Genomic DNA, 21,999 nt, shown 5'->3' with positions numbered 1-21,999 from the left:
TCCCGTGTGCTCCGGGTCCCGGCCACCTGGTGGAGTGGCCGCCGTCACCAGGCTGACCGTTCGGCGCGGGGTTGTCCAGGGCGGAACGGGTGAGGAGGAGGCCGGGACGGATCACAGCCGGCGCCGGGCCCGACCTCGGTAACGTCCTGTGCCAGGACGGGGACCGGGGGTGGTCGATGCGGGGCGAGGCGCGCTACGGGCTCGAGCACGAGCTCGCGCTGCTGCGGGACGACGGGACGGTGGCCGACCACCGGTCGCTGACCCACGCTCAGGTCGCGGCGATCGTGGACGAGCTGCCGGAGCTGCCCGGGGACCAGCCGGACCTGCGGATCGGCGACGCCGGCATCCGCCGCAAGCGTTGGTACGCCGAGGGCTACGAGCGCCTCGACGAGAACGGCGGGCTGCTCCGGTTCGACCCCAAGGGCATCGAGATCCGGACCCGCGTGCACGACTCGGTCGAGGCCGCCGTCGACGCGCTGGCCGCCGACGCGGTCACCCTGGCCGCGGTGGCCGCCCGGCACGGACTGCGCCCCGTCGCGTTCGCCCACCACCCGCAGCTGTCGGCCTACCGGCTGGACCCGCCGCCGAACGCCCACGAGCGGGCGCTGATGGCGGCCTCGCCGGAGGAGCGGACCTCGCACCTGCACATGGTGACCTGGGGGCCGGACCTGAACCTGTCGTTCCCCGAGTCGGGCACCGACCCCGCCGTGCTGGCCGACGCGGCGGCGAAGCTGACCTTCTACAGCCCCTACCTGGTGCCGTGGTCGTTCTCCTCACCGTTCCGCGACGGCCGTGTCTGGGGCGGGCTGTCGGCACGCACCGCGCGTCGCACCGGGGCGCGCCCGGCGGCGCTGGCCTACCTGCCGCCCGACGCCCCGCTGATGGTGACCGACCCCAGCCTGGTGCGGCACGCGGGCATCCCCGGGGAGGTGGGGCGGATCGAGTTCAAGGCGTTCGACGCCGTCCCGGCGGTCGCGGGGGAGGAGCCCGCCGACGGCGTGGGCACCGACCTGCCCGCGGCGCTGCTGAGCCTGCTGACCGGTCTGCTGCGCGACGACACGCTGCCCGGCCGGCGTCGGACCCCGGACGCGACGGCGCACCGCCGCTCGGCGCTGCGGGGCTGGGCCGACCCGGCGGTGCGGGCGGGGTCGCAGGCCGTCCTCGACGCCGCGACCGCCGCGCTGGCCGGCGACGACGCCCACGGCGCGCGGCTGGCGTCGCTGGCCCGGCGGCTGGCGCGCCGTGAGACCCCCGCGGACCGGATGCTGGCCCGCCACCGCGCGGGCGGCGGCATCCCGGGGCTGGGGCACCCGACGACGTACGGCGCAGGCTGAACCGGTCCCACCCGGCCGACCGGGCCCCGGCGACGCGCGCCGGGGCCCGGCCCGGCTCACCGGTAGCTGTGCTCCTCGGCGGGGTACTCGCCGTGCGCCACGTCGGCGGCGAACGCGGCCGCCGCGTCGTGCAGGGCCGAGCCGAGCTCCGCGTACTTCTTGACGAAGCGCGGCACCTTCCCGCGGTTCATCCCGGCCATGTCCGACCAGACGAGGACCTGGGCGTCGCAGTCGGGCCCGGCCCCGATGCCGACGGTCGGGATGCGCAGCTCCCCGGTCACCCGCTTGGCGACGTCGGCGGGCACCATCTCCAGCACGACGGCGAACGCGCCCGCCTCCTGCACGGCCAGCGCGTCCTCGACGAGCCGGTCGGCGGCGTCGCCGCGGCCCTGGATGCGGAACCCGCCCAGCGCGTGCTCGCTCTGCGGGGTGAACCCGAGGTGGCCCATCACCGGCACGCCGGACGCGGTGAGCGCCTCGACCTGCGGCGCGAAGCGCGCACCGCCCTCGAGCTTGACCGCGTGCGCCCCACCCTCCTTCATGAACCGGAACGCCGTCTCCTGCGCCTGCGCGGGGGAGATCTGGTAGCTGCCGAACGGCAGGTCGGCGACGACGAGCGCGCTGCGGGAGCCGCGCACCACGGCCCGGGTCAGCGGGACCAGGTCGTCGACCGTGACCGGGATGGTGTTGTCGTGGCCGAACACGTTGTTGCCCGCGGAGTCGCCGACGAGCAGCACCGGGATACCGGCGTCGTCGAAGATCTCGGCGGAGTAGACGTCGTAGGCGGTCAGCATGGGCCAGCGCCGGCCCTCCTGCTTCCACTGCAGCAGGTGGTGGACGCGGGTCCGCTTCGGCGGGGTCGCGGGCGCCCGGTACGGGGCCGCCACCTCTCCGCTCTCCTGTGTGCTCACCGGTGAGCTCCTTCCGTCCTCGAGGCCCACGCTGGTCGGGGGTCCCCGGGTTCGCCGTCGATGGCGGACGCCAGGGTGGCAGCGCACGGGCCCGGACCGCCCCGTGGTGTGGGCACCCTCACCCGGGCCGTGACCCGCGACCGGTCACCGTCGGGGGTCGGTGGCATGCTCACGGTCATGCTCCCTCGGCTGTTGCGACGACGTGCCCACCGACGAGAGACACCGGCCCCGGCCCGCCGGCGGACGCGTCCGGCCGCGCTCGCCGCGCTCGGCGCGGCGACCCTCGTCCTGGTCGGCGCGTGTGCCGACGCGGGCACCGGTGACCAGCCGCAGGCCGCGCAGAACCTGCCGGAGCTGGCCCAGTTCTACGACCAGCAGCTGCAGTGGGGCCCCTGCAACGACTACGCCCCCACTGCGGACGACGCGCAGACCTACGCCGACCCGCAGTTCGACTGCACCCGGGTGACCGTCCCGCAGGACTACGCCCGGCCCGGCGACGGGAAGACGATGCAGATCGCGCTGCTGCGCAAGAAGGCGACCGGGGCGAAGATCGGCTCGCTGTTCGCCGACCCGGGCGGCCCCGGCGCCTCGGGCACCTCGTTCGTCGCGCGTCAGGCCGCCACCTGGGCCACCAACGGCCTGGGGGACCGGTTCGACCTGGTCGGGTTCGACCCGCGCGGCACCGGCGCCAGCCGGCCGCGGATCCAGTGCCTCACCGACGCCGAGAACGACGAGGAGCGCACCAAGGTCTTCGCCGACCCCTCGCCCGCCGGGGTCGCCGCCGCCGAGGCCGACAGCCGTCAGTTCGCCGAGCGCTGCACCCAGCGCACCGGGGCCGACGTGCTGGCGAACGTCGGCACCCGTGACGTCGCGAAGGACATGGACGTCATGCGGGCCGCCGTCGGCGACCAGAAGATGACCTACGCCGGCTTCTCCTACGGCACCGAGCTCGGCACCGCCTACGCCGAGGCGTTCCCGCAGAACGTCCGCGCGCTGCTGCTCGACGGCGCGATCGACCCGACGCAGTCGACCATCGACTCCACGGTCAAGCAGAACGCCGGGTTCCAGCTCGCGTTCGACAACTTCGCCGAGGACTGCACCAGCCGCCCCGGCTGTCCGCTGGGCACCGACCCGGCGACGGCGACCCAGGCGTTCCAGACGGTGATGCGGCCACTGATCGACACGCCCGCGAAGGTCAGCGACGGGCGCGTCCTGAGCTTCTCCGACGCCCAGACCGGCGTCAGCCAGGCCCTCTACGTCTCCCAGCTGTGGCCCGCGCTGCAGCAGGGGATCTCGCAGGTCGCGAACGGCAACGGCGACCTGCTGATGCGCCTGGCCGACCTCTACCACGAGCGCGACGACCAGGGCCGCTACTCGAACATGCTGCAGGCCTTCCAATCGATTAGCTGCGTGAACCAGCCGGCGCTGAAGGAGCCCTCGGAGGCCCTGGAGCTGGCGACGCGGGCCGACGAGGCCGCCCCGTTCCGCTCCACCGGCCGCGGCCCGGTCGGTGCCCGCGACGCGTGCGCGTTCTGGCCGGTCCCGCCCACCAGCGAGCCGCACACGCCGAAGGTCGACGGGCTCCCGCCGGTCGTCGTGGTGTCGGTCACCGGTGACCCGGCCACGCCGTACCAGGCCGGGGTCGACCTGGCCCAGCAGCTGAACGGCAGCCTGATCACGGTCAACGGCAACCAGCACACCGCGTCGCTGCAGGGTGACGCGTGCACCGACACGCTCGCGATCGACTATCTGGTGAACCTCACGCTCCCGCCGCAGGGCGCGGAGTGCACGCTCGCGCCGAGCTGAGGGCCGTCGTCGGGGGTGTGCGGGCGACCACGACCGGGTCGCCCGCACACCCCGGTAACGTCCGCGTAACACGGGGTTCCTAGGCTCCGCCGCATGGACCGCCAGCAGGAGTTCGTGCTCCGCACGCTCGAGGAACGCGACATCCGTTTCGTCCGTCTCTGGTTCACGGACGTGCTCGGATACCTCAAGTCGGTGGCGGTGGCCCCGGCCGAGCTGGAGGGCGCCTTCGCCGAGGGCATCGGCTTCGACGGCTCGGCCATCGAGGGCTTCGCCCGCGTCTACGAGTCCGACATGGTCGCCAAGCCCGACCCGTCGACGTTCCAGGTGCTGCCCTGGGAGACCGCCTCGGGCGAGCACTACTCGGCGCGGATGTTCTGCGACATCGCCATGCCCGACGGGTCGCCGTCCTGGGCCGACCCGCGGCACGTGCTGACCCGCGCGCTGAACAAGGCGGGCGAGGCCGGGTTCACCTGCTACGTGCACCCGGAGATCGAGTTCTACCTCCTGCGCGACCTGCCCGGCGACGGCACCCGGCCCGTCCCGGCGGACTCCGGCGGCTACTTCGACCAGGCGAGCCACGACGTCGCCCCGCACTTCCGGCGCAACACCATCGAGACGCTGGAGTCGATGGGGATCTCGGTGGAGTTCTCCCACCACGAGGGCGGCCCCGGCCAGCAGGAGATCGACCTGCGCTACGCCGACGCCCTGACCATGGCCGACAACCTCATGACGTTCCGCTACGTCGTGAAGGAGGTCGCGCTCACCCAGGGCGTGCGGGCCTCGTTCATGCCCAAGCCGTTCTCCGAGCACCCCGGCTCGGCCATGCACACGCACTTCTCGCTGTTCGAGGGCGACCACAACGCCTTCCACGACCCGGACGACCCCTACGAGCTGTCCGCGACCGGCAAGGCGTTCGTCGCCGGCGTGCTCAAGCACGCCCGGGAGATCACCGCGGTCACCAACCAGTGGGTCAACTCCTACAAGCGCCTCATCACCGGCGGCGAGGCCCCGACCGCGGTGTCCTGGGGCCACGCGAACCGCTCCGCGCTGGTCCGGGTCCCGATGTACTCGCCGGGCAAGTCGTCGTCGCGGCGGGTGGAGGTCCGCACGCTGGACTCCGCGTGCAACCCCTACCTCGCCTACGCGGTCATCCTGGGCGCCGGCCTCACCGGCATCCAGAAGGGCTACGAGCTGCCCCCGCCCACCGAGGACGACGTGTGGGCCCTGACCGACACCGAGCGCCGGGCGCTGGGCTACGAGCTGCTCCCGCAGAACCTCACCGAGGCCCTCGACGTCATGGAGAAGAGCGAGCTCGTCGCCGAGTACCTCGGCGAGCACGTGTTCGACTTCTTCCTGCGGAACAAGCGGGCCGAGTGGGACGCCTACCGCCGGAACGTGACGCCGCACGAGCTCGCGACGTATCTTCCCGTGCTGTGACCGACTTCTCGGACGAGATCATCCTGGGCCCGCTGCCGAAGGGCATCACGCGGGCCGGTGAGGGCCAGTACCAGCGGGTGTGGAACGTGCTGGGCCACACCTACTGGGCGAAGGCGGTCAGCGAGACCAGCTTCGCCTTCGAGACCCTCGACCCGCCCGGCACGGGCGTCCCGCCGCACGTGCACCTGACCCAGGACGAGCACATCCACGTCCTCGACGGCGTGTTCACGCTCTACCTGGACGGGCAGTGGGAGAAGGCCGGGCCGGGCGACACCGTCCTCATGCCCAAGGGCCTGCCGCACGCCTACTACAACAAGGAGCAGGGCAACGCCCGCGCGCTGTTCTGGGTCAGCCCGGCCGGCCGGCTGGCGTCGCTGTTCGACCGGCTGCACGATCTGACCGACCCGGCCGAGGTCGTGCGGCAGTCGGCGCTGCACGACGTCGACTTCCTGCCGCCGGGCAGCGTCCCCGGCGCCGACTAGCGGGTGTTGCCCGACGCGCGGTGGTAGCCGGCGAAGATCTCCTCGAGCTCCTCGCCGGTGATCACCGCGTCGAGGTCGTCGAAGCCGTCGGGCGCGCGGCGCTCGACCTCGTCGATGACCCGTTCCGGGCCGCCCACGCGGTTGCGGAGCACGACGTCGGCGGTCATCGGCAGCCGTTCGGCCTCGTAGGCGGCCAGCGCCGCCGCCGGGGCGCCGCCCGCGGCGAGGTGGCGGGCGAGCGACTCGGCGTCGAGGATCGCCTGCCCGGCGCCGTTGGAGCCCATCGGGACCATCGGGTGCGCGGCGTCGCCGAGCAGGGTGACCCGCCCGTGCGACCAGCGGGGCAGCGGGTCCCGGTCGCACATCGGGAACTCGAAGATCTCCGGTGTCGCGGCGACCAGCGCGAGGTGGTCGACGTCGTCGAGGTGGAAGCGGCGGGCGTGGGCGAGGGTCTCGTCGCGGTCGGCGGGCCGTGACCAGTCCTGGCGCTGCGGGGCGGGGTCGCCGTCGGCGCCGGTCGCGATGCACACCGCCCAGTTCGTGAGGACCGTCCCCGGCGCGCTGCCGGCGCCGACCGGATAGACCACCAGCTTGGCGGCGTTCCCGCCCGCGACGACCATCGAGCGGCCCCCGCGGAACGCCGGCCAGTCCGTCGCGCCGCGCCACATCGACACCCCGTTCCAGTGCGGCGGTCCCTCGCCCGGGAACAGGCCCGCCCGCACCGCGGAGTGGATCCCGTCCGCGCCGACCAGCACGTCGCCGGTCGCCTCCGGCAGGGCGTCGTCGTCGAAGCGGACCCGGACACCCCCGTCGGAGTGCTCGACGCCGGCGAACCGGTGCCGGGTGCGGATCGCGTCGGGCCCCAGCCGTGCGCGCACGGCCTCGGTGAGCATCCGGTGCACCCGTCCGCGGTGCCCGGCGACCTGCGGGAACGCGAAGCCGGCCGCCACCCCGCAGGGTCTGCGCAGGATCGGCTGCCCGAGCCGGTGGGCGTAGGTGAGGTCGGTGGTCGCGATGCCGACGTCGGCCAGCTCCGCGGACAGTCCGAGCCCGTCGAGCACCCGCACGGCGTGCGGCAGCAGGTTGAACCCGACACCGAGCTCGCCCGCGCCGGACCCCTGTTCCAGGACGGTGGACCCGATCCCGGCCCGCTCGAGGGCCAGTGCCGCGGTCAGTCCTCCGATACCCCCACCGACGATCACGACGTGCATGTCCCGAGCCTGACCGCTGGACGCCCCTGAGGGAAGGGCGGCCCGCGATGGGGCAGGATCACCGGTCATGGACCGTCGCACGGGGACCTCGCTCGCCCGGCTCGGCCTCACCGGTGAGGACGCGGCCACGACCCTGCGCGGTCTGGGCTGGTGGGCGACCGACGGGCCGGCGCCCGGCTGCGAGGAGATCATGTGGGCGCTGGCCCGCAGCCCCGATCAGTCCCTCGCCCTGCGGGCGGTCGAGCGGCTGGCGCAGACCGCCCCGTGGCCCGCGATCGACCGCGCGCTGCGCACCGACCGCGGGCTGCGGGGGCGGCTGTTGGCGACCCTGGGGTCGTCGACGGCGCTGGGCGACCACCTCGTCGGCCACCCGGACCGCTGGCCGCTGCTGGCCGACACCGCCGAGCGCGGGGACCCGCCACCGGACCTGGCCCGGCGCACCGCGAACCTGCTGCGCGCGGTGGGGGCCGACCCGGCCGCGCCGCCGCCGGGGACGGCCGGGGGAGCGCGGGCGTCGCTGACCGGCGCCGAGGCCGTCGCCGCGCTGCGCACGGCCTACCGCGACGAGCTGCTCGGCCTCGCCTCGGCCGACCTGGCCGCCGTCGGGGACCCGGGGCTGCCGGTGATGGAGGTCGACGACGTCGCCGCCCAGCTCGCCGACCTCGCCGAGGCCGCGCTGTCGGCGTCGCTGGCGGTGGCCGCGGCCGAGCTGGACCCGCCCGAGGAGCTGCGGCTCGCGATCATCGGGCTCGGCAAGTGCGGTGGCCGGGAGCTCAACTACGTCTCCGACGTCGACGTCGTGTTCGTCGCCGAACCCGGCGGGGAGCTCACCCAGGCAGCGACGAAGCTCGCGTCGCGGGTCATGCGCATCGCGGGGGAGGCCTGTTTCGAGGTCGACGCGAACCTGCGCCCCGAGGGCCGCCAGGGCGCACTGGTGCGGACCCTCGAGGGGCACGTGGCGTACTACAAGCGGTGGGCGAAGACCTGGGAGTTCCAGGCGCTGCTCAAGGCCCGCCCGATCGCCGGGGACCGCGAGCTCGGTGCCGCCTACGTCGAGGCGCTGTCGCCGATGGTGTGGCAGGCCTCCACCCGCGACGACTTCGTCACCGACGTGCAGGCCATGCGGGCCCGGGTCATCGAGAACATCCCCTCCGAGCAGCGCGAACGCGAGCTGAAGCTCGGCCGCGGCGGGCTGCGCGACGTCGAGTTCGCCGTCCAGCTGCTGCAGCTGGTGCACGGCCGGGGCGACGACTCGCTGCACTCGGGCAACACCCTGGTCGCGCTGGCCGCGCTGTCGGAGAGCGGCTACGTCGGCCGCGACGACGGCGCCAATCTCGCCGCGTCCTACCGGTTCCTGCGCCTGCTGGAGCACCGGCTGCAGCTGCAGAAGCTGCGCCGCACCCACCTGCTCCCGGCCGCCGACGACACCGACGGGCTGCGCTGGCTCGCCCGGGCCGCGCGGATCCGCCCGGACGGGCGCCGCGACGTCGTCGGGGTGCTCGTCGACGAGTGGCAGCGCAACGCGCGCCGCGTCACCCGGCTGCACGAGAAGCTGTTCTACCGGCCGCTGCTGTCGGCGGTGTCCCGGCTGGCCGCCGACGGCGCCGACGCCGTGCTGTCCCCGGAGGCGGCGAAGGCACGGATGAAGGCGCTGGGCTGGGCGTCGCCGGAGGGGGCGCTCGGGCACCTGCGGGCGCTCACCGGCGGGGTGTCGCGGGCCGCGTCGATCCAGCGGGCGCTGCTGCCGGTGCTGCTGGACTCGCTGTCGCGCAGCCCCGACCCCGACCGCGGCCTGCTCGCCTACCGGCGGGTGTCCGAGGCGCTCGCCGACACCCCCTGGTACCTGCGGCTGCTGCGCGACGAGGGCGCGGTCGCACAGCGACTGATGACGCTGCTCGGCACGTCGGCACTGGTCCCGGACCTGCTGGCCCGCGCGCCGGAGGTGCTGCGGATGCTGGCGACCTCCTCGGGGGTGCAGAGCCCGGAGCTGACCCGGGACCCGGCCGAGGTGTCGATGGCGCTGCGCACCACCGTCGCCCGGCAGAGCACGCCGGAGGCCGCGGTGGCGTCGGCGCGGTCCTACCGCCGCCACGAGATGCTGCGGATCGCCTGCGCCGACCTGCTCGGCCTGCTGCCCGTCGACGCGGTGTGCACGGCGCTGAACTCGGTCAACGAGGCGGTGCTGGCCGCGACCCTGGACGCGGTGCTACGCGCGGAGTCCGAGCGCCCGGCCGTCCTGTCGGTGATCGGGATGGGCCGCCTCGGCGGCGGCGAGTCCAGCTACGGCAGCGACGCCGACGTCATGTTCGTCTGCAGGCCCGCCGAGGGCGTCGACGACCACACCGCGGTGAGGTGGGCGACCCGGGTGGTGGAACGCGTGCGGCGGCTGCTCGGCTCACCCAGCCCGGACCCGGCGCTGCCGGTCGACGCGGACCTGCGCCCGGAGGGCCGGTCCGGGCCGATGGTGCGCACCCTGGCCTCCTACCGCGAGTACTACGCCCGCTGGGGTGAGGTGTGGGAGGCCCAGGCGCTGCTGCGGGCCCGCCCGATCGCGGGGGACCGGACGCTGGGCCGCGAGTTCACCGCGCTGGTCGACCCGATCCGCTACCCGGCCGACGGCGTGTCGGCGGCCTCGGTGTCGGAGATCCGCCGGATCAAGGCCCGGGTCGACGCCGAGCGGCTGCCCCGCGGCGCGGACCGCACCACCCACACCAAGCTCGGCCTGGGCGGGCTGGCCGACGTCGAGTGGACGGTGCAGCTGCTGCAGCTCCAGCACGCGGGCGACGTCCCCGAGCTGCGCACCCCGTCGACGCTGCACGGGCTGCACGAGGCCGCGGAGGCCGGGCTGATCAGCGCCGGGGACGCCGCCGAGCTGGAGGAGGGCTGGCGCACCGCGACCGCGGCCCGCAACGCGATCATGCTGGTCAAGGGCAAGCCCGGCGACCAGCTCCCGCGTTCGGGGCGGGAGCTGGCCGCCGTCGCCGTCGCGCTCGGGTACCCGGCGGGCGGCGACCCGGGGGAGTTCCTCGACGACTACAAGCGCGTCACGCGGCGGGCCCGCGCGGTCGTCGAGCGGGTGTTCTACGGCTGGTCCGAGGACTGACCGACCGGTGCCGAGCGCAGTGCCGCGGCGAACCACTCGAACGCCGGAACCGCGGGCTCGCGGGCCGGCCAGCCGTTGAGCACCCCGAGCAGCGTCCAGTAGCGCTCGACGCGGCGGTCGGCGAACAGCTCCACGCTGTTCGCGGTCCGGGCGCGGGCCGCCGCGTCCTGCCCCTCGACGCCGGGGATGCGGGCGAGGACGCGGGCCGCCTCCGCGCTCGCCGGGTCGACGCCCGCGGCGAGCGCGGCCCCGGCGTGCTCGGCCACCGCGGCGGGGTCGGCCCCCCGCTCGTGGTGCTCGGGGGCGGTGGCCCCGGTGACGGCCATCTCCCGGCACCGGGCCCGGAACCCCGGGTCGGCGACCAGCTCGGCCAGCTCCACCCAGGCCCCCACCTGCTCGGGGGTCGGGTCGTCGGGGAGTTCGGCGGGCATCGACCGCATGCCGGTGGCGATGCCCGCGCCGGGCGCGTCGTCGTCGATGCCGGCGAAGGTCTCGGTCACGAAGTCGTCGATCAGGTGCTGGCGCTGGGCCGCGGACAGCCGGGCGAGGTCGTTCATCAGGGTCACGCTCCGTTCGTCGGGTGGGGTGTCACCGGCTCCGGTGCGGGCGAGCAGGGCGCACACCGCGCGCTGCGCCCGCAGCTCCCGGATCCGGTCGTCCAGGGCCCGGACGTGTGCCGCCGCGATCTCGCCGACCCCCCGTCGGCGGGACAGCACGGCGCGCACGTCGTCCAGGCCCAGGCCGAGCTCGCGCAGGGTGCGCACGAGGTCGAGCCGTGCGACCGCGGCCGGTCCGTAGACCCGGTGGCCCGCGCCGTTGCGGTCGGCGGGGACGAGCCCCTCGTCCGACCAGAAACGGAGCGTGCGCACGGGGACCTCGCTGCGCCGGGCGAGCTGCCCGATCGTCAGCGTGACAGGGTGATCATCGGTAGGTGGTGCGGTCACGGGTACAGCGTCGGGTGTTCCAGCGGCTGGAGGTCAAGTGCGAATCGGTTTCGGGATCCCGCAGTTCGGTGCGGCCGCGGCCCACGTGGACGGGACGATGCGGTTCGCGGCGGGCGCCGAGGAGCGCGGCGCGGCGAGCCTGTGGACCGGCGACCGGCTGCTGGTGGCCGTCGACCCGACGGTCGGCTACGGCGGCGGGCCCGGCGACCCGGGCAGCGTGCCCGAGCAGTTCACCGCCGCGCACGACCCGCTGGCGCTGCTGACCGCGGCGGCCGCCGTCACCGCGCGGGTGCAGCTCGGCACCAGCACGCTCAACGCGCCCTGGTACCCGGCGGCGCTGCTGGCCCGGCAGGCGGCGACGATCGACAATCTGTCGGGCGGACGGCTGCTGTTGGGCCTCGGCATCGGCTGGTCGCCCGAGGAGTACGACGCGGTGGGTGTCCCGATGGGTGAGCGCGGCGCCCGGCTCGACGAGACCCTCGACCTGTTCGACGCCTGGTGGCACGACGACCCGGTGGAGTTCACCGGCCGGTTCGCGAGCGTCGCGCCGTCGTACGTGCACGCCCGGCCGCGGCACGTGCCGGTCTACCTGGGCGGCTTCAGCCCCCGGGCACGCCGGAGGATCGCGGAACGGGCCGACGGGTTCCTGCCGGTCGTCACCTCCGACGTCACCGACCTCGACGCCGCGGTCTCCGCGCCCTGGGCGGACCTGCGTGCCGCCGCGGCCGAGGCGGGCCGCCCCGCCGACGCGATCGGCGCGGTGCTGCGGGTGAACCCGAAGCCGGGGGAGACCGCCGCCGACGCCGCCGCGCTGGTGCGCCGGGCGGCCACCGACACCGACGTCGACCACACCTTCGTCGACCTCATGTATCTGGCGGACGACACCGGCTCGGCGCTGGAGGCGGTCGAGGAGATCCTCGGCGCGGTGTGACCGGGCCCCGCTGGTTGACTGGGGTGCGTGGCAGACCTCGACGTGATCACCCGCGGGTACGAGCTCGTCGCGGCCCGGCCGGCGTCGCTGCTGGCCGCGCTGCTGGCCCTGACGGTCGTCGCGTGGCGGCCGACCTGGCGGCTGACGCGCACCGCGGTCACGATCGCCCACGAGGGCGGGCACGCACTCGTCGCGGTCCTGGTCGGGCGGGGCCTGGCCGGGATCCGGCTGCACGCCGACTCCTCCGGCGTCACGCACTCCACCGGGGCCGGGCGGGGCCCCGGCGTGGTCGCGATGTTCTCCGCCGGCTACGTCTTCCCGCCGCTGCTCGGCCTCGGCGGTGCGGTGCTGGTCGCGGCGGACGAGGCGCAGGCGATGCTGTGGATCGCGGTGGTGCTGCTGGCCGCGACGCTGCTGCAGATCCGCAACCTCTACGGGGGACTGGCCGTCGTCGCGACCGGTGCGGTGCTCGTGCTCGTCGCGCTGCGTGCCCCGGCCGATCTGCGGACCGGGTTCGCCGCCGCGCTGACCTGGTTCCTGCTGTTCGGCGGGGTGAAGGCCTGTCTGGAGCTGCGCCGCGGCCGTCGCGGGGGCCGGCTGCGCCACTCCGACGCCGACCGGCTCGCCGAGCTCACCCCGCTCGGCGGCGGGGCGTGGGCAGCGGTGTTCGTCCTCGTCGCGTTCGCCGCGACGCTCGCCGCCTGCTGGGTCGTGTTCGCTCCCGGCGGGGCGCCGGCCTGACAGCATGGGGTCATGGCAGAGGACTTCAACACCAGGGTGATCCGCGAGTTCCGGGAGAACGACGGCCGGGTCGGCGAGCCGTTCACCGGCCTGCCGATGATCCTGGTCCACCACGTCGGCGCGAAGAGCGGTGCCGAGCGGATCGCCCCGCTGCGCTGGTTCGCCGACGGTGACCGCTGGGTCGTCGTCGCCTCCGCGGCCGGCGCGCCGCGCCACCCCGCGTGGTTCCACAACCTGATGGCGAACCCGGACGTCACCGCCGAGATCGCCGACGGCGAGGGCGGGGTCGAGACCGTGCCGGTGCATGCGGCCGAGCTCGACGAGGCCGACCGCGACCGCGTCTGGGCCTGGATCAAGGAGAACAACGGCGGGTTCGCCGACTACGAGCGCAGGACCGACCGGACGATCCCGTTGGTGGGCCTCACCCGGCGCTGACCGCCGCCCGCGCTGTGTGAGGCCGGGGTGGGCGTGCGCGGCGCGGTGATGGCAGGGTTCGCAGTATGACGATCTCCCTCGAGCAGGCCCAGACCATCGCCGCCGCTGCCCTGGCCCACGGCACCGAGCAGGGCTTCAACCCGCTCACGGTCGCGGTGCTCGACCCGGGCGGCGCGATCGTCGCCCTGGCCCGCCAGGACGGCTCGGGCTTCCTGCGGCCCGACCTCGCCGTCGCCAAGGCCAGCGGTGTGCTCGCCCTCGGCATGACCAACCGCGCGATCGCCGCCCGCGCCGCGGACTCCCCGGAGTTCTTCACCTCGGTGGCGAACCTCGCCGGCGGCAAGATCCTCTCCGTGCCCGGCGGGGTCTTCGTCAAGGACGCGGCCGGCGCGCTGCTCGGCGCCGTCGGGGTGACCGGCGACGCGTCGCTCAACGACGAGGCCGCCGCCCTCGCCGGGATCGAGGCCGCCGGTCTGGTGGCCGTCACCGGCGCCGAGTAGTCCCGCCGTCCCGGAATGTGCCGCACCCCCGGGCGACGAGGTCAGCCCGGGGGCGCGGAGGGGACACGATCCTGCCGCCGAGGAAGGACCGTGCACGTTCGTGGTCGCGCCGAGGGGCGCAGGGTGACGCAGAGGGTCGCGCGTGGCCGGTGCCGTTCCGTGGACACCCGGGCGGTGTCACCGATCGGAGTGGACGGGCCGGTGCGACCCTCACTTCGTGTGACCTGGAACACGGTAGCTCTGAGTCAAGCATCCGCGTCCCGCCCTTGTCAACGAATCCGCGGACGCGGGCGATGAGATGATCTCTGCACCGATTCCGCGTCCGGGATGCTCCGAGCGGACCTGACCCCGAGCGGGGGTCGCATCCGTCCGCGGTGACCGCCTCGTGACGCGCCCGCATCCGGGAAGACCCCGACCGTGCGAACTCCGGCACCTGATGGTGGGGCAGGGGTGTCCTGCGATGTTTCCGTGACCGGCAGTGGTTAGCGTCGGCGACGTTGTACCCGACACCGGGACCCGTGTGGTCCGGTCGGCCGCACGTCGGCGGCCGGTCGGCGGTTCTCCTGGGGTCGGTCGGCGCAGTCGGTGCGGGTCGATGTTCTCCCGTCTCCTGATCGCGTCCGAACGGTGACCATTCGGGACGTTTCGTTATGAGTCCTACGGGTCACTCGGTGTCAGCCTGGTCCGGTACTCCGGGCTGTTACTCGTCCATACGCCGCACAGAGGAGACATCCCCATGCTCTGGACCATTCTCATCGCGATCGTCGTCGGTCTCATCGCCGGCTTCCTCGCCCGCGCCATCGTTCCGGGCAACGACAAGATGGGGATTCTCCCCACCATCGTCCTCGGAATCGTCGGTTCGCTCGTCGGTGGCCTGCTCTGGTCGCTGATCTCCGGTGGTGGCACCGGGCAGTTCATGAGCTTCTCGTTCGGTGGCATCGTGGGTTCGGTGATCGGTGCGATCATCGTTCTGGTCATCTACAACGCCATCGTCGGTCGCAAGAAGGTCGGCCGCTGACGCAGCCGTAGTTCCCTGCGAGACCCAGCGCCGCCCCGTCCTTCCAGACGGGGCGGCGCTCTCGTGTGCGCCGCTCGGATCGACGACCGGGCAGCCGCTGTCCGAGATGTTCACGGCGAACGCAGTACGTGCCTGTCGTACGGCCGGTCGACCCACCGCGGGCCGCCGCCCGTGGGCCCGGCCCGACGGACCGCGAGGTCCGTCGGGGAGACTGGGGCCAGTACCCGACCACCGATCTGGAGTTCTCGATGCCGCACGGGACCGTCCGCTGGTTCGACGCCGAACGGGGTTTCGGCTTCCTCGCCCCCGAGGACGGTTTGCCTGACGTGTTCGTGCACGCCTCCGAGATCGTCGGGGGCGGCGGCGCACCCGTGCTCCGCGAGGGCCAGGTCGTCGAGTTCGAGGTCGGCGAGAACGACCGCGGACCCCAGGCGCTGCGGGTGCGCGTCACGGCCGAGGCGGCCGACAGCGCCGTGGGCCTGCTCGGCACCGTCACCTGGTACGAGCCGGGGAAGGGATACGGCTTCGCGACCCCAGACGCCGGCGGCGCCGACATCTTCGTGCACAGCTCCGCCATCGTGACCGGCGGCGTGGTCACCGAGGGCCAGCGGGTGGCCTTCCTGGTCGTGGAGGGCGAGCGCGGCCCGCAGGCCGGGAACCTGATCCCGCTCGGGGCGGAGGTCGGCCCGCCCGCCGTGGACGACACCGCGGACGACGCCGACGGCACGGTCGCCTGGTACGACGAGGACAAGGGCTTCGGCTTCGTCACCCCCGACTCCGGCGGCGACGACGTCTTCGTCCACGCCCGGGCCCTGGCCGAGGGGCTGACCTGGCTCGCGGAGGGCGACCGCATCGCCTTCGAGGTGGCCCAGGCGGAGAAGGGCCCCCAGGCCCGTGACGTGCATCTGGTCCGGAGCGGTGAGCCCTCGACGGCGCCGAAGCGGTCGGCACCCCCCGCGGGGCCGTCGTCGCGCGAGGTTCCCGCACGAAGCGGCGAGGGCGTCGTCGTCCGCTACGACGAGGACCGCGGCTTCGGGTTCATCTCCCCGGATGCCGGCGGGGACGACCTGTTCGTCCACGTGTCCGTGATCCGGGACGCGGAGCCGCTGCAGAAGGGCGACCGCGTCCGCTACGCGGTGCGGCAGAGCGACCGGGGCCCGCAGGCCGACCGCGTCGAGCGCCTCTGACGGGGCGGCCGACGACCCACCGGACGCGCCGAGGCCCGGCTCCCTGACGGGGGCCGGGCCTCGGTGTGACGTGGGTCAGGTGTGGATCACACGTCGTAGTACAGGGCGAACTCGTACGGGTGCGGGCGCAGCCGCAGCGGGTCGATCTCGTTCTCCCGCTTGTAGGAGATCCAGGTCTCGATCAGGTCCGGGGTGAACACGCCACCCTCGAGCAGGTAGTCGTGGTCCTGCTCCAGCTTGTCGATGACCGCACCGAGCGAGGCCGGGACCTGCGCGATGTCCTTGGCCTCCTCCGGCGGAAGCTCGTAGAGGTCCTTGTCGATCGGCGCCGGCGGCTCGATCTTGTTCTTGATGCCGTCGAGACCGGCCATCAGGATCGCCGAGAAGGCGAGGTAGGGGTTGCCGGACGAGTCCGGGCAGCGGAACTCGACGCGCTTGGCCTTCGGGCTGTCACCGGTCAGCGGGATGCGGATGCAGGCCGAGCGGTTGCGCGCGGAGTAGACCAGGTTGACCGGGGCCTCGAAGCCCGGAACCAGGCGGTGGTAGGAGTTCACCGTCGGGTTGGTGAACGCCAGCAGCGACGGCGCGTGGTGCAGCAGGCCGCCGATGTAGTAGCGGGCGGTGTCGGACAGCCCGCCGTAGCCGGACTCGTCGTGGAAGAGCGGCTGCCCGTCCTTCCACAGCGACGAGTGCACGTGCATGCCCGAGCCGTTGTCGCCGAACAGCGGCTTCGGCATGAAGGTGGCGGTCTTGCCGTTCTGCCACGCGACGTTCTTCACCAGGTACTTGAAGAGCATGACGTCGTCGGCCGCACGCAGCAGCGTGTCGAACTTGTAGTTGATCTCGGCCTGGCCGGCGGTGCCGACCTCGTGGTGCTCGCGCTCCACCTCGAAACCCGACGCCTGCATCGCGGTGACGATGTCGGCGCGCAGGTCGGCGTAGTGGTCGACCGGCGGGACGGGGAAGTAGCCGCCCTTGTAGTTGACCTTGTAGCCCAGGTTGCCCCCGACCTCCTCGCGGCCGGTGTTCCACCAGCCCTCCGCGGAGTCGATGTGGTGGTAGGCCTGGTGCGGGTCGGTGCCGAACCGGATCGAGTCGAAGACGTAGAACTCGGCCTCGGGCGCCATGTACGCGGTGTCGGCGATGCCGGACGCGGCCAGGTACTCCTGGGCCTTGCGGGCGACGTTCCGCGGGTCACGGGAGTAGGGCTCGCCGGTGATCGGGTCGTGCACGAAGAAGTTGATGTTCAGCGTCTTGTGCTTGCGGAACGGGTCGAGACGGGCGGTCGTCGTGTCCGGGTGCAGTGCCATGTCGGACTCGTTGATCGCCTGGAAACCGCGGACGGAGGAGCCGTCGAAGGCGGCGCCGTTCTCCAGGAGGTCGCCGGCCGTCTTGGCGGGGACGGTGAGGTGCTGCATGACGCCGGGCAGGTCGCAGAACCTGATGTCGACGTACTCGACCTTCTCGTCCGAGATGTACTTGAGTACCTCTTCGGCGTTGCTGAACACTCTCTGGGCTCCTTCATTCGCTGGTGGAGATCGTGGGTGACGGTAGGAGTGGCGTGTTGCTCACCCATCACTCACCTGTTTCACCGACGTTAACTGACCCGACCGCGACATCGATCACGTTCGTCATCGGTGTCCGGTCCGGTCCCGCTCGGTGGTGCGGCTACGGCGCCTACGCTAGAGAGCATGGCCCGTTGGATCGAGTCCTGGCTCCCCGGTTCATCCGCCGGGGGCTCCGCCCCGGCCGGACACCCCGGCGAGCGTTTCGGGCTGCCGGCGACCGGTCACTACTCCGTCGCCGGGTTCGGCCGCCGGGTCGCCGGCGTCTGCCTCGACTGGTTCCTGTCCTACCTGCTGGTGCTGCTGGTCGCCGGGGTCGACGCGCTCGGCACCCCGGAGTTCAGCTGGTGGGTCCTCGGGACCTGGTTCGTGATCACCGCGCTGTCCGTGTCGGTGCTCGGCACGGCACCGGGGCACCTCGCGCTGGGGATGCGGGTCGCGCGCACCGACATGGCGACCCACGTCGGTGTCCCGCGGGCGCTGCTGCGCACCGCGATGATCGCGGTGGTGCTGCCGCCGTTCCTGCGCGACACCGACGGCCGGGGCTGGCACGACCGCGCGAGCCGCACGGTCGTGGTGCGGGTGCTGCGGGGCTGAGGCCCGGCGGCTCAGGCGCTCGCCGGGGGAGCACCCAGAACCGACGCCCGGGTGCCCGCCAGGTGCACCCGGAGCACGGCCACCGAACCCTGGCGGTCCCGGGCGCGCAGCCCGGCGAGCAGCTGCCGGTGCTCGGCGACCAGGCGCTCGGCCCGGCCGGGGAAGCGGCCGCCCAGTGCACCCATGTTCATCCGCAGCTGCCGGTCGCGCAGCGTCCCGTAGACCTCCAGCAGGATGCTGCGGCACCCGGCCCGCACCAGCACGGTGTGGAACTGGCGGTCGGCCTCGACGAAGGCGAGCTCGTCGCGCGCGGCCACGGCGGCGAGCTGGTCCTCGATCGCGGCGTCCATCGCGGCGGTGATGTGCTCCAGGGTCTCGTCGTCGACCCCCACGACGGTGGCGATCGCGTGCGACTCGATGACGTCGCGGGCCTCGACGACGGCGTCCACCTCACCGGGGGAGACCGGCACCACGAGCGCGCCGCGCTTGGGGTAGAGCTTCAGCAGACCCTCGGCCTGCAGCTGCAGGAACGCCTCGCGGACCGGCGTGCGGCTCAGCGCGAGCGGCCGCGCGACCTGACCCTCGCTGATCAGCTCGCCCGCGGGCAGGGAGCCGTCGAGGATCCCGGCCTTGGCGAACCGGTACGCCCGTTCGGTGGCGCTACCGCTCGCCCGTGACCCGTCGTCCACATCCGAAATGATGCCTGAACACGTCCGGCCCGGGTTCGCGAGGCTTGCCCACCCCGGTCGACATCCCTACCGTTCCCCTCCAGGAATGCGGCATAGATGCAAGATGGATACCGGGAGGACCGGGTGATCCTCGCTCACGGTGCGGCGCAGGACCGGGGTGTGACGTCGCTGCTCGACGACCTCGTCCGGCGCACGACCAGCAGGCTGGGCGGTGGTGGCGGCACCGTCGCGTTGCTGGGCGACCCGGCACCGGTCGTGCACCGCGATCCCCTGCCCCCGGTGGAGGACGTCCTGGCCCGCCTGGTCCGGGAGCCCCGCACCCTCCTTGTGGAGGGGGACGGCCCCGGCGCATCGGACGTGCTCGGAACCCCCCTCTGGTGGGACGACGAGTTGCTCGGAGCCTGTGCTTTCGGTGGGGGTGGACGCTTCCGCGATTCCGACGTCGCCGCGGTCGAGGGGTTCGCCGAGCAGGCGGCCGTCGCGGTGATGGCGGCCCGGCTGCTCGCCGACGTCCCGGCGGTCGCGACCGCCCCCGCCGCGCCGCAGCTGCTGCCGGAGCTGCGGGCCGAGCTGGACCGCGCGCTGCGCGCGCTCGGTGCCCGCGGCGGCGTGGTCACCCTGGGTACCGAGCGGGTGCCGGCCCCGGTCGTCGCGACGGGGGTGCACGAGGTCGCGCGGCTGCTGCTCGACAACGCGGTGCTGCACTCCGGTGCGTGCACGCTGCGGGTGGGGCTGGCGTTCGAGACGGGAACGGTCCGTCTGCTCGTCGAGGACGACGGCCGCGGTTTCGACCCCGTCACCGCGCCCCGGTCCGGGCTGGACCGGGTCGAGTCCACCGTGCGCGCCGCCGGCGGCCGGCTGGAGATCGACAGCGTCCCCGGGTGGGGGACGCGCGTGCGGGCCTGCTGGCCCGACCCGCCCACCCCCTGTACGGCGGGTCCGCTCGTCGCGCCGCCCGCCGGCCTGCAGCCGGCCCGCGGCCAGCACACGCTGACCCTGCGGGAGCGGGAGGTCCGCGCACTCGTCGAACAGGGGCTGGCCGACAAGCAGATCGCCACCCGGCTGGCCATCTCGGTCAAGACGGTGGAGAAGCACGTCGGAGCGGTGCTGCGGAAGACCGGTGCCCGCAACCGGACCATGCTCGCGCGTTTCGGCGCGGGCAACTGAGCGAGGGCCGCACGCAGGACGGCGTGGCCGCCGTCGCTGCGGCCGGCCGGGCCACCTGGTCGACGTTGCTTCGGCGACCGGTCCGTCGACCCCTCCGCACCGGCGCCGACTGGGCCGTACGGCCCTCTCCGGAGGGTGTGGGGGTGGGGGTGAGGTAGGGAGAGTCCTCATATCTGCGCGGGTGACCGCGCTCATAGCGTCCTCGTCGTGGCCCGGTACGGACCCGGGCAGCTCGACTCGACGAGGAGTGAGGCCCGGATGCAGCGACTGACCCTCCAGGACGCAGAGAAGGCGCTGGCCGCCGGACTGGCGAAGGCGACCGAGATCGGCCAGCCGATGAACGTGGCGATCGTGGACGACGGCGGTCACCTGCTCGCCTTCGCCCGCCAGGACGGCGCGATCCGCGCGAGCATCGACATCGCCCAGCGCAAGGCGCGCACCTCGATCCTGATGAACCTGCCGACCGCGGCGCTGACCCCGCTGGTGCAGCCCGGTGCCGAGCTCTACGGCCTGGAGCACACCGCCGGTGGCATGGTCATCTTCGGCGGCGGCATCCCGATCCACCGCGACGGTGAGCTCGTCGGCGCGGTCGGGGTCAGCGCCGGCTCGGTGGAGCAGGACGTGACGGTGGCCGAGGCCGCCGTCGCGGCACTCGCGTGAGCCGCGGGGACGCCGGCGAGCTCGCAGCCGAGTTCGCCGGGACCTTCGTCCTGATCCTCATCGGCTGCGGCACCGTCGCCCAGGTCGTGACCTCCGAGGGCGCCAACGGCGACTGGGGCACCCTGGTCTGGGGCTGGGGCGTCGCGGTCACCATGGGCGTCTACATCGCCGGCCGTGTGAGCGGCGCCCATCTCAACCCGGCTGTCACCCTGGCGCTGGCCGTGTTCAAGGGCTTCGCCTGGCGCAAGGTCGTGCCCTACTGGCTGGCCCAGACGGTCGGCGCCTTCCTCGCCGCCCTCGTCGTGCGGGCCGTCTACGCCGGCCCGATCGCGGCGGTCGACCCCGGCCACACCGTCGCCACGCAGACCATCTTCTCGACCCTGCCCGGCGAGCACGTCACGATCTTCGCCGCGTTCGGCGACCAGATCGTCGGCACCGCCCTGCTCGTCTTCGTGATCTTCGCGCTGACCAACGCGTTGAACAACCCGCCCGGCGCCAACATGGCGCCCTTCATGATCGGCTTCCTGGTCGTCGGCATCGGCATCGCGTTCGGTGCCAACGCCGGCTACGCGATCAACCCGGCCCGTGACCTGGGCCCCCGACTCGCCTCGTTCGTCACCGGCTACGACACCGCGTTCGTCACCGCCGCCGGTGTCCCGTACTGGTGGCTCCCGATCGTCGCCCCGCTGCTCGGTGGCCTGATCGGAGGCGGCGCCTTCGTCCTGCTGGTCGAGCGCTTCCTCACCCCGGCCGAGCTGGAGGCCGCCGCGACCGGCGAGACCCCCGTCGGCCGCGTCCCGCACCCGGAGGCCCCGGTCGAGCAGCCCGTGGCGTCCCGCCTGGAGGAGACCCGATGACCACCACCCTCGGCCCCACCGACTACCCGCTGTCCGTGCAGCGGCCCGACCTGCTCCGCACCCCGACCGGCCGGCCGCTGGCGGAGGTCACCATGGCCGCCGTCGTGTCGGGGGAGATCCGCAACGAGGACCTCCGCATCTCGCCCGAGACCCTGAAGCTCCAGGGCGAGATCTCCGACTCGGTCGGCCGCCGCCAGCTCGCCGAGAACATGCGGCGTGCCGCCGAGCTCACCGCCGTCCCCGACGAGGAGGTTCTCGCGATCTACAACGCGCTGCGGCCCCGCGCCTCGTCGGCCGCCCGGCTCGCGGAGATCGCCGACCGGCTGGAGAACGACTACGCCGCCGCCACCTGCGCCGCGCTCGTCCGCGAGGCCGCGCAGGTCTACGCCGCCCGCGACCTGCTCGCCCGCGAAGGAGACTGACC

21 protein-coding genes are annotated in these 21,999 nt (G+C 73.7%); 16 read left to right on the top strand and 5 right to left on the bottom strand.

What is annotated here, in order from left to right:
* Positions 1-176: 176 nt before the first annotated feature.
* On the top strand, positions 177-1,334 hold the full coding sequence (locus tag ATL51_RS06945; protein ID WP_100878068.1) for a glutamate-cysteine ligase family protein: 1,158 nt from the start codon (positions 177-179) through the stop codon (positions 1,332-1,334).
* A gap of 56 nt (positions 1,335-1,390) precedes the next feature.
* Here the strand turns inward: ATL51_RS06945 and panB are convergent, their stop codons facing one another.
* Positions 1,391-2,245: a 3-methyl-2-oxobutanoate hydroxymethyltransferase gene (gene panB / locus ATL51_RS06940; RefSeq protein WP_073574179.1), complete on the bottom strand. Its 855-nt coding sequence runs from the start codon at positions 2,243-2,245 to the stop codon at positions 1,391-1,393.
* A 177-nt stretch (positions 2,246-2,422) separates the two neighbouring features.
* On the opposite strand from panB, the gene ATL51_RS06935 reads away from it, so the two are divergent.
* The 3 genes from ATL51_RS06935 to ATL51_RS06925 all read left to right on the top strand — a co-directional run bounded on the left by ATL51_RS06935 (position 2,423) and on the right by ATL51_RS06925 (position 5,970).
* Complete coding sequence (locus ATL51_RS06935) at positions 2,423-4,051, top strand: alpha/beta hydrolase (protein WP_100880537.1); 1,629 nt, start codon at positions 2,423-2,425, stop codon at positions 4,049-4,051.
* Between the two features lie 93 nt (positions 4,052-4,144).
* Positions 4,145-5,488: a type I glutamate--ammonia ligase gene (gene glnA / locus ATL51_RS06930; protein ID WP_073574178.1), complete on the top strand. Its 1,344-nt coding sequence runs from the start codon at positions 4,145-4,147 to the stop codon at positions 5,486-5,488.
* Positions 5,485-5,970 (top strand): cupin domain-containing protein, encoded by a 486-nt coding sequence (locus ATL51_RS06925; protein WP_208622936.1) that lies wholly within the window; start codon positions 5,485-5,487, stop codon positions 5,968-5,970. Before glnA (ATL51_RS06930) ends, ATL51_RS06925 begins: the two co-directional genes overlap by 4 nt.
* Here ATL51_RS06925 and ATL51_RS06920 read toward each other — a convergent pair.
* A complete protein-coding gene (locus tag ATL51_RS06920; RefSeq protein WP_073574177.1) occupies positions 5,967-7,181 on the bottom strand; it encodes an FAD-dependent monooxygenase in 1,215 nt (404 codons plus the stop codon). The two genes, ATL51_RS06925 and ATL51_RS06920, sit on opposite strands and share 4 nt — an antisense overlap.
* A 67-nt stretch (positions 7,182-7,248) precedes the next feature.
* Between ATL51_RS06920 and ATL51_RS06915 the strand changes: the two genes are divergently transcribed.
* On the top strand, positions 7,249-10,284 hold the full coding sequence (locus ATL51_RS06915; RefSeq protein ID WP_073574176.1) for a bifunctional [glutamine synthetase] adenylyltransferase/[glutamine synthetase]-adenylyl-L-tyrosine phosphorylase: 3,036 nt from the start codon (positions 7,249-7,251) through the stop codon (positions 10,282-10,284).
* Here ATL51_RS06915 and ATL51_RS06910 read toward each other — a convergent pair.
* Entirely contained in the window at positions 10,263-11,228 is a 966-nt protein-coding gene (locus ATL51_RS06910; RefSeq protein WP_253068063.1) for a MerR family transcriptional regulator, read from the bottom strand. The two genes, ATL51_RS06915 and ATL51_RS06910, sit on opposite strands and share 22 nt — an antisense overlap.
* A 37-nt stretch (positions 11,229-11,265) precedes the next feature.
* Here ATL51_RS06910 and ATL51_RS06905 point away from each other — a divergent pair, with 37 nt between their 5' ends.
* From ATL51_RS06905 to ATL51_RS06880, 6 genes are all read left to right on the top strand, one after another.
* A complete protein-coding gene (locus ATL51_RS06905) occupies positions 11,266-12,159 on the top strand; it encodes a TIGR03619 family F420-dependent LLM class oxidoreductase (RefSeq protein WP_073574175.1) in 894 nt (297 codons plus the stop codon).
* Positions 12,160-12,186: 27 nt separating this feature from the next.
* Positions 12,187-12,900: a M50 family metallopeptidase gene (locus ATL51_RS06900; protein WP_073574174.1), complete on the top strand. Its 714-nt coding sequence runs from the start codon at positions 12,187-12,189 to the stop codon at positions 12,898-12,900.
* A 12-nt stretch (positions 12,901-12,912) separates the two neighbouring features.
* Entirely contained in the window at positions 12,913-13,335 is a 423-nt protein-coding gene (locus ATL51_RS06895; RefSeq protein WP_073574173.1) for a nitroreductase/quinone reductase family protein, read from the top strand.
* Positions 13,336-13,400: 65 nt separating this feature from the next.
* The gene (locus ATL51_RS06890) at positions 13,401-13,835 is read left to right on the top strand and encodes a GlcG/HbpS family heme-binding protein (protein WP_073574172.1); all 435 of its coding nucleotides are present in this window, start codon (positions 13,401-13,403) and stop codon (positions 13,833-13,835) included.
* A gap of 736 nt (positions 13,836-14,571) precedes the next feature.
* Positions 14,572-14,853: a GlsB/YeaQ/YmgE family stress response membrane protein gene (locus ATL51_RS06885; protein WP_100878067.1), complete on the top strand. Its 282-nt coding sequence runs from the start codon at positions 14,572-14,574 to the stop codon at positions 14,851-14,853.
* Between the two features lie 248 nt (positions 14,854-15,101).
* Positions 15,102-16,040, top strand: coding sequence for a cold-shock protein (locus tag ATL51_RS06880; RefSeq protein WP_100880535.1), 939 nt, complete (start codon positions 15,102-15,104; stop codon positions 16,038-16,040).
* Between the two features lie 86 nt (positions 16,041-16,126).
* On the opposite strand, the gene glnA (ATL51_RS06875) is transcribed toward ATL51_RS06880, so the two are convergent.
* Positions 16,127-17,548 (bottom strand): type I glutamate--ammonia ligase, encoded by a 1,422-nt coding sequence (glnA, locus tag ATL51_RS06875; RefSeq protein ID WP_062395988.1) that lies wholly within the window; start codon positions 17,546-17,548, stop codon positions 16,127-16,129.
* 183 nt (positions 17,549-17,731) lie between these two features.
* Between glnA (ATL51_RS06875) and ATL51_RS06870 the strand changes: the two genes are divergently transcribed.
* On the top strand, positions 17,732-18,202 hold the full coding sequence (locus ATL51_RS06870) for an RDD family protein (RefSeq protein ID WP_073574170.1): 471 nt from the start codon (positions 17,732-17,734) through the stop codon (positions 18,200-18,202).
* An 11-nt stretch (positions 18,203-18,213) separates the two neighbouring features.
* Here ATL51_RS06870 and ATL51_RS06865 read toward each other — a convergent pair whose 3' ends face one another.
* Positions 18,214-18,891, bottom strand: a complete 678-nt coding sequence (locus tag ATL51_RS06865) for a GntR family transcriptional regulator (RefSeq protein WP_100878066.1) — start codon at positions 18,889-18,891, stop codon at positions 18,214-18,216.
* 123 nt (positions 18,892-19,014) lie between these two features.
* Here ATL51_RS06865 and ATL51_RS06860 point away from each other — a divergent pair, with 123 nt between their 5' ends.
* The 4 genes from ATL51_RS06860 to ATL51_RS06845 all read left to right on the top strand — a co-directional run bounded on the left by ATL51_RS06860 (position 19,015) and on the right by ATL51_RS06845 (position 21,997).
* A complete protein-coding gene (locus tag ATL51_RS06860; RefSeq protein ID WP_100878065.1) occupies positions 19,015-20,058 on the top strand; it encodes a LuxR C-terminal-related transcriptional regulator in 1,044 nt (347 codons plus the stop codon).
* Positions 20,059-20,265: 207 nt separating this feature from the next.
* Positions 20,266-20,718 carry a GlcG/HbpS family heme-binding protein gene (locus tag ATL51_RS06855; RefSeq protein ID WP_224402122.1) on the top strand — a complete coding sequence of 151 codons (453 nt, stop codon included), beginning with the start codon at positions 20,266-20,268 and terminating at the stop codon, positions 20,716-20,718.
* Positions 20,715-21,575, top strand: a complete 861-nt coding sequence (locus ATL51_RS06850) for an MIP/aquaporin family protein (RefSeq protein ID WP_100878064.1) — start codon at positions 20,715-20,717, stop codon at positions 21,573-21,575. The genes ATL51_RS06855 and ATL51_RS06850 overlap by 4 nt, the downstream gene beginning before the upstream one ends.
* The gene (locus ATL51_RS06845; RefSeq protein WP_073574166.1) at positions 21,572-21,997 is read left to right on the top strand and encodes a diol dehydratase small subunit; all 426 of its coding nucleotides are present in this window, start codon (positions 21,572-21,574) and stop codon (positions 21,995-21,997) included. The genes ATL51_RS06850 and ATL51_RS06845 overlap by 4 nt, the downstream gene beginning before the upstream one ends.
* Positions 21,998-21,999 lie beyond the last annotated feature (2 nt).

Source organism: Pseudonocardia alni (genome assembly GCF_002813375.1).
In the GTDB taxonomy this organism is placed as follows: Bacteria; Actinomycetota; Actinomycetes; order Mycobacteriales; family Pseudonocardiaceae; genus Pseudonocardia; species Pseudonocardia alni.
This window is presented reverse-complemented; position numbering and strand designations above follow the sequence as displayed.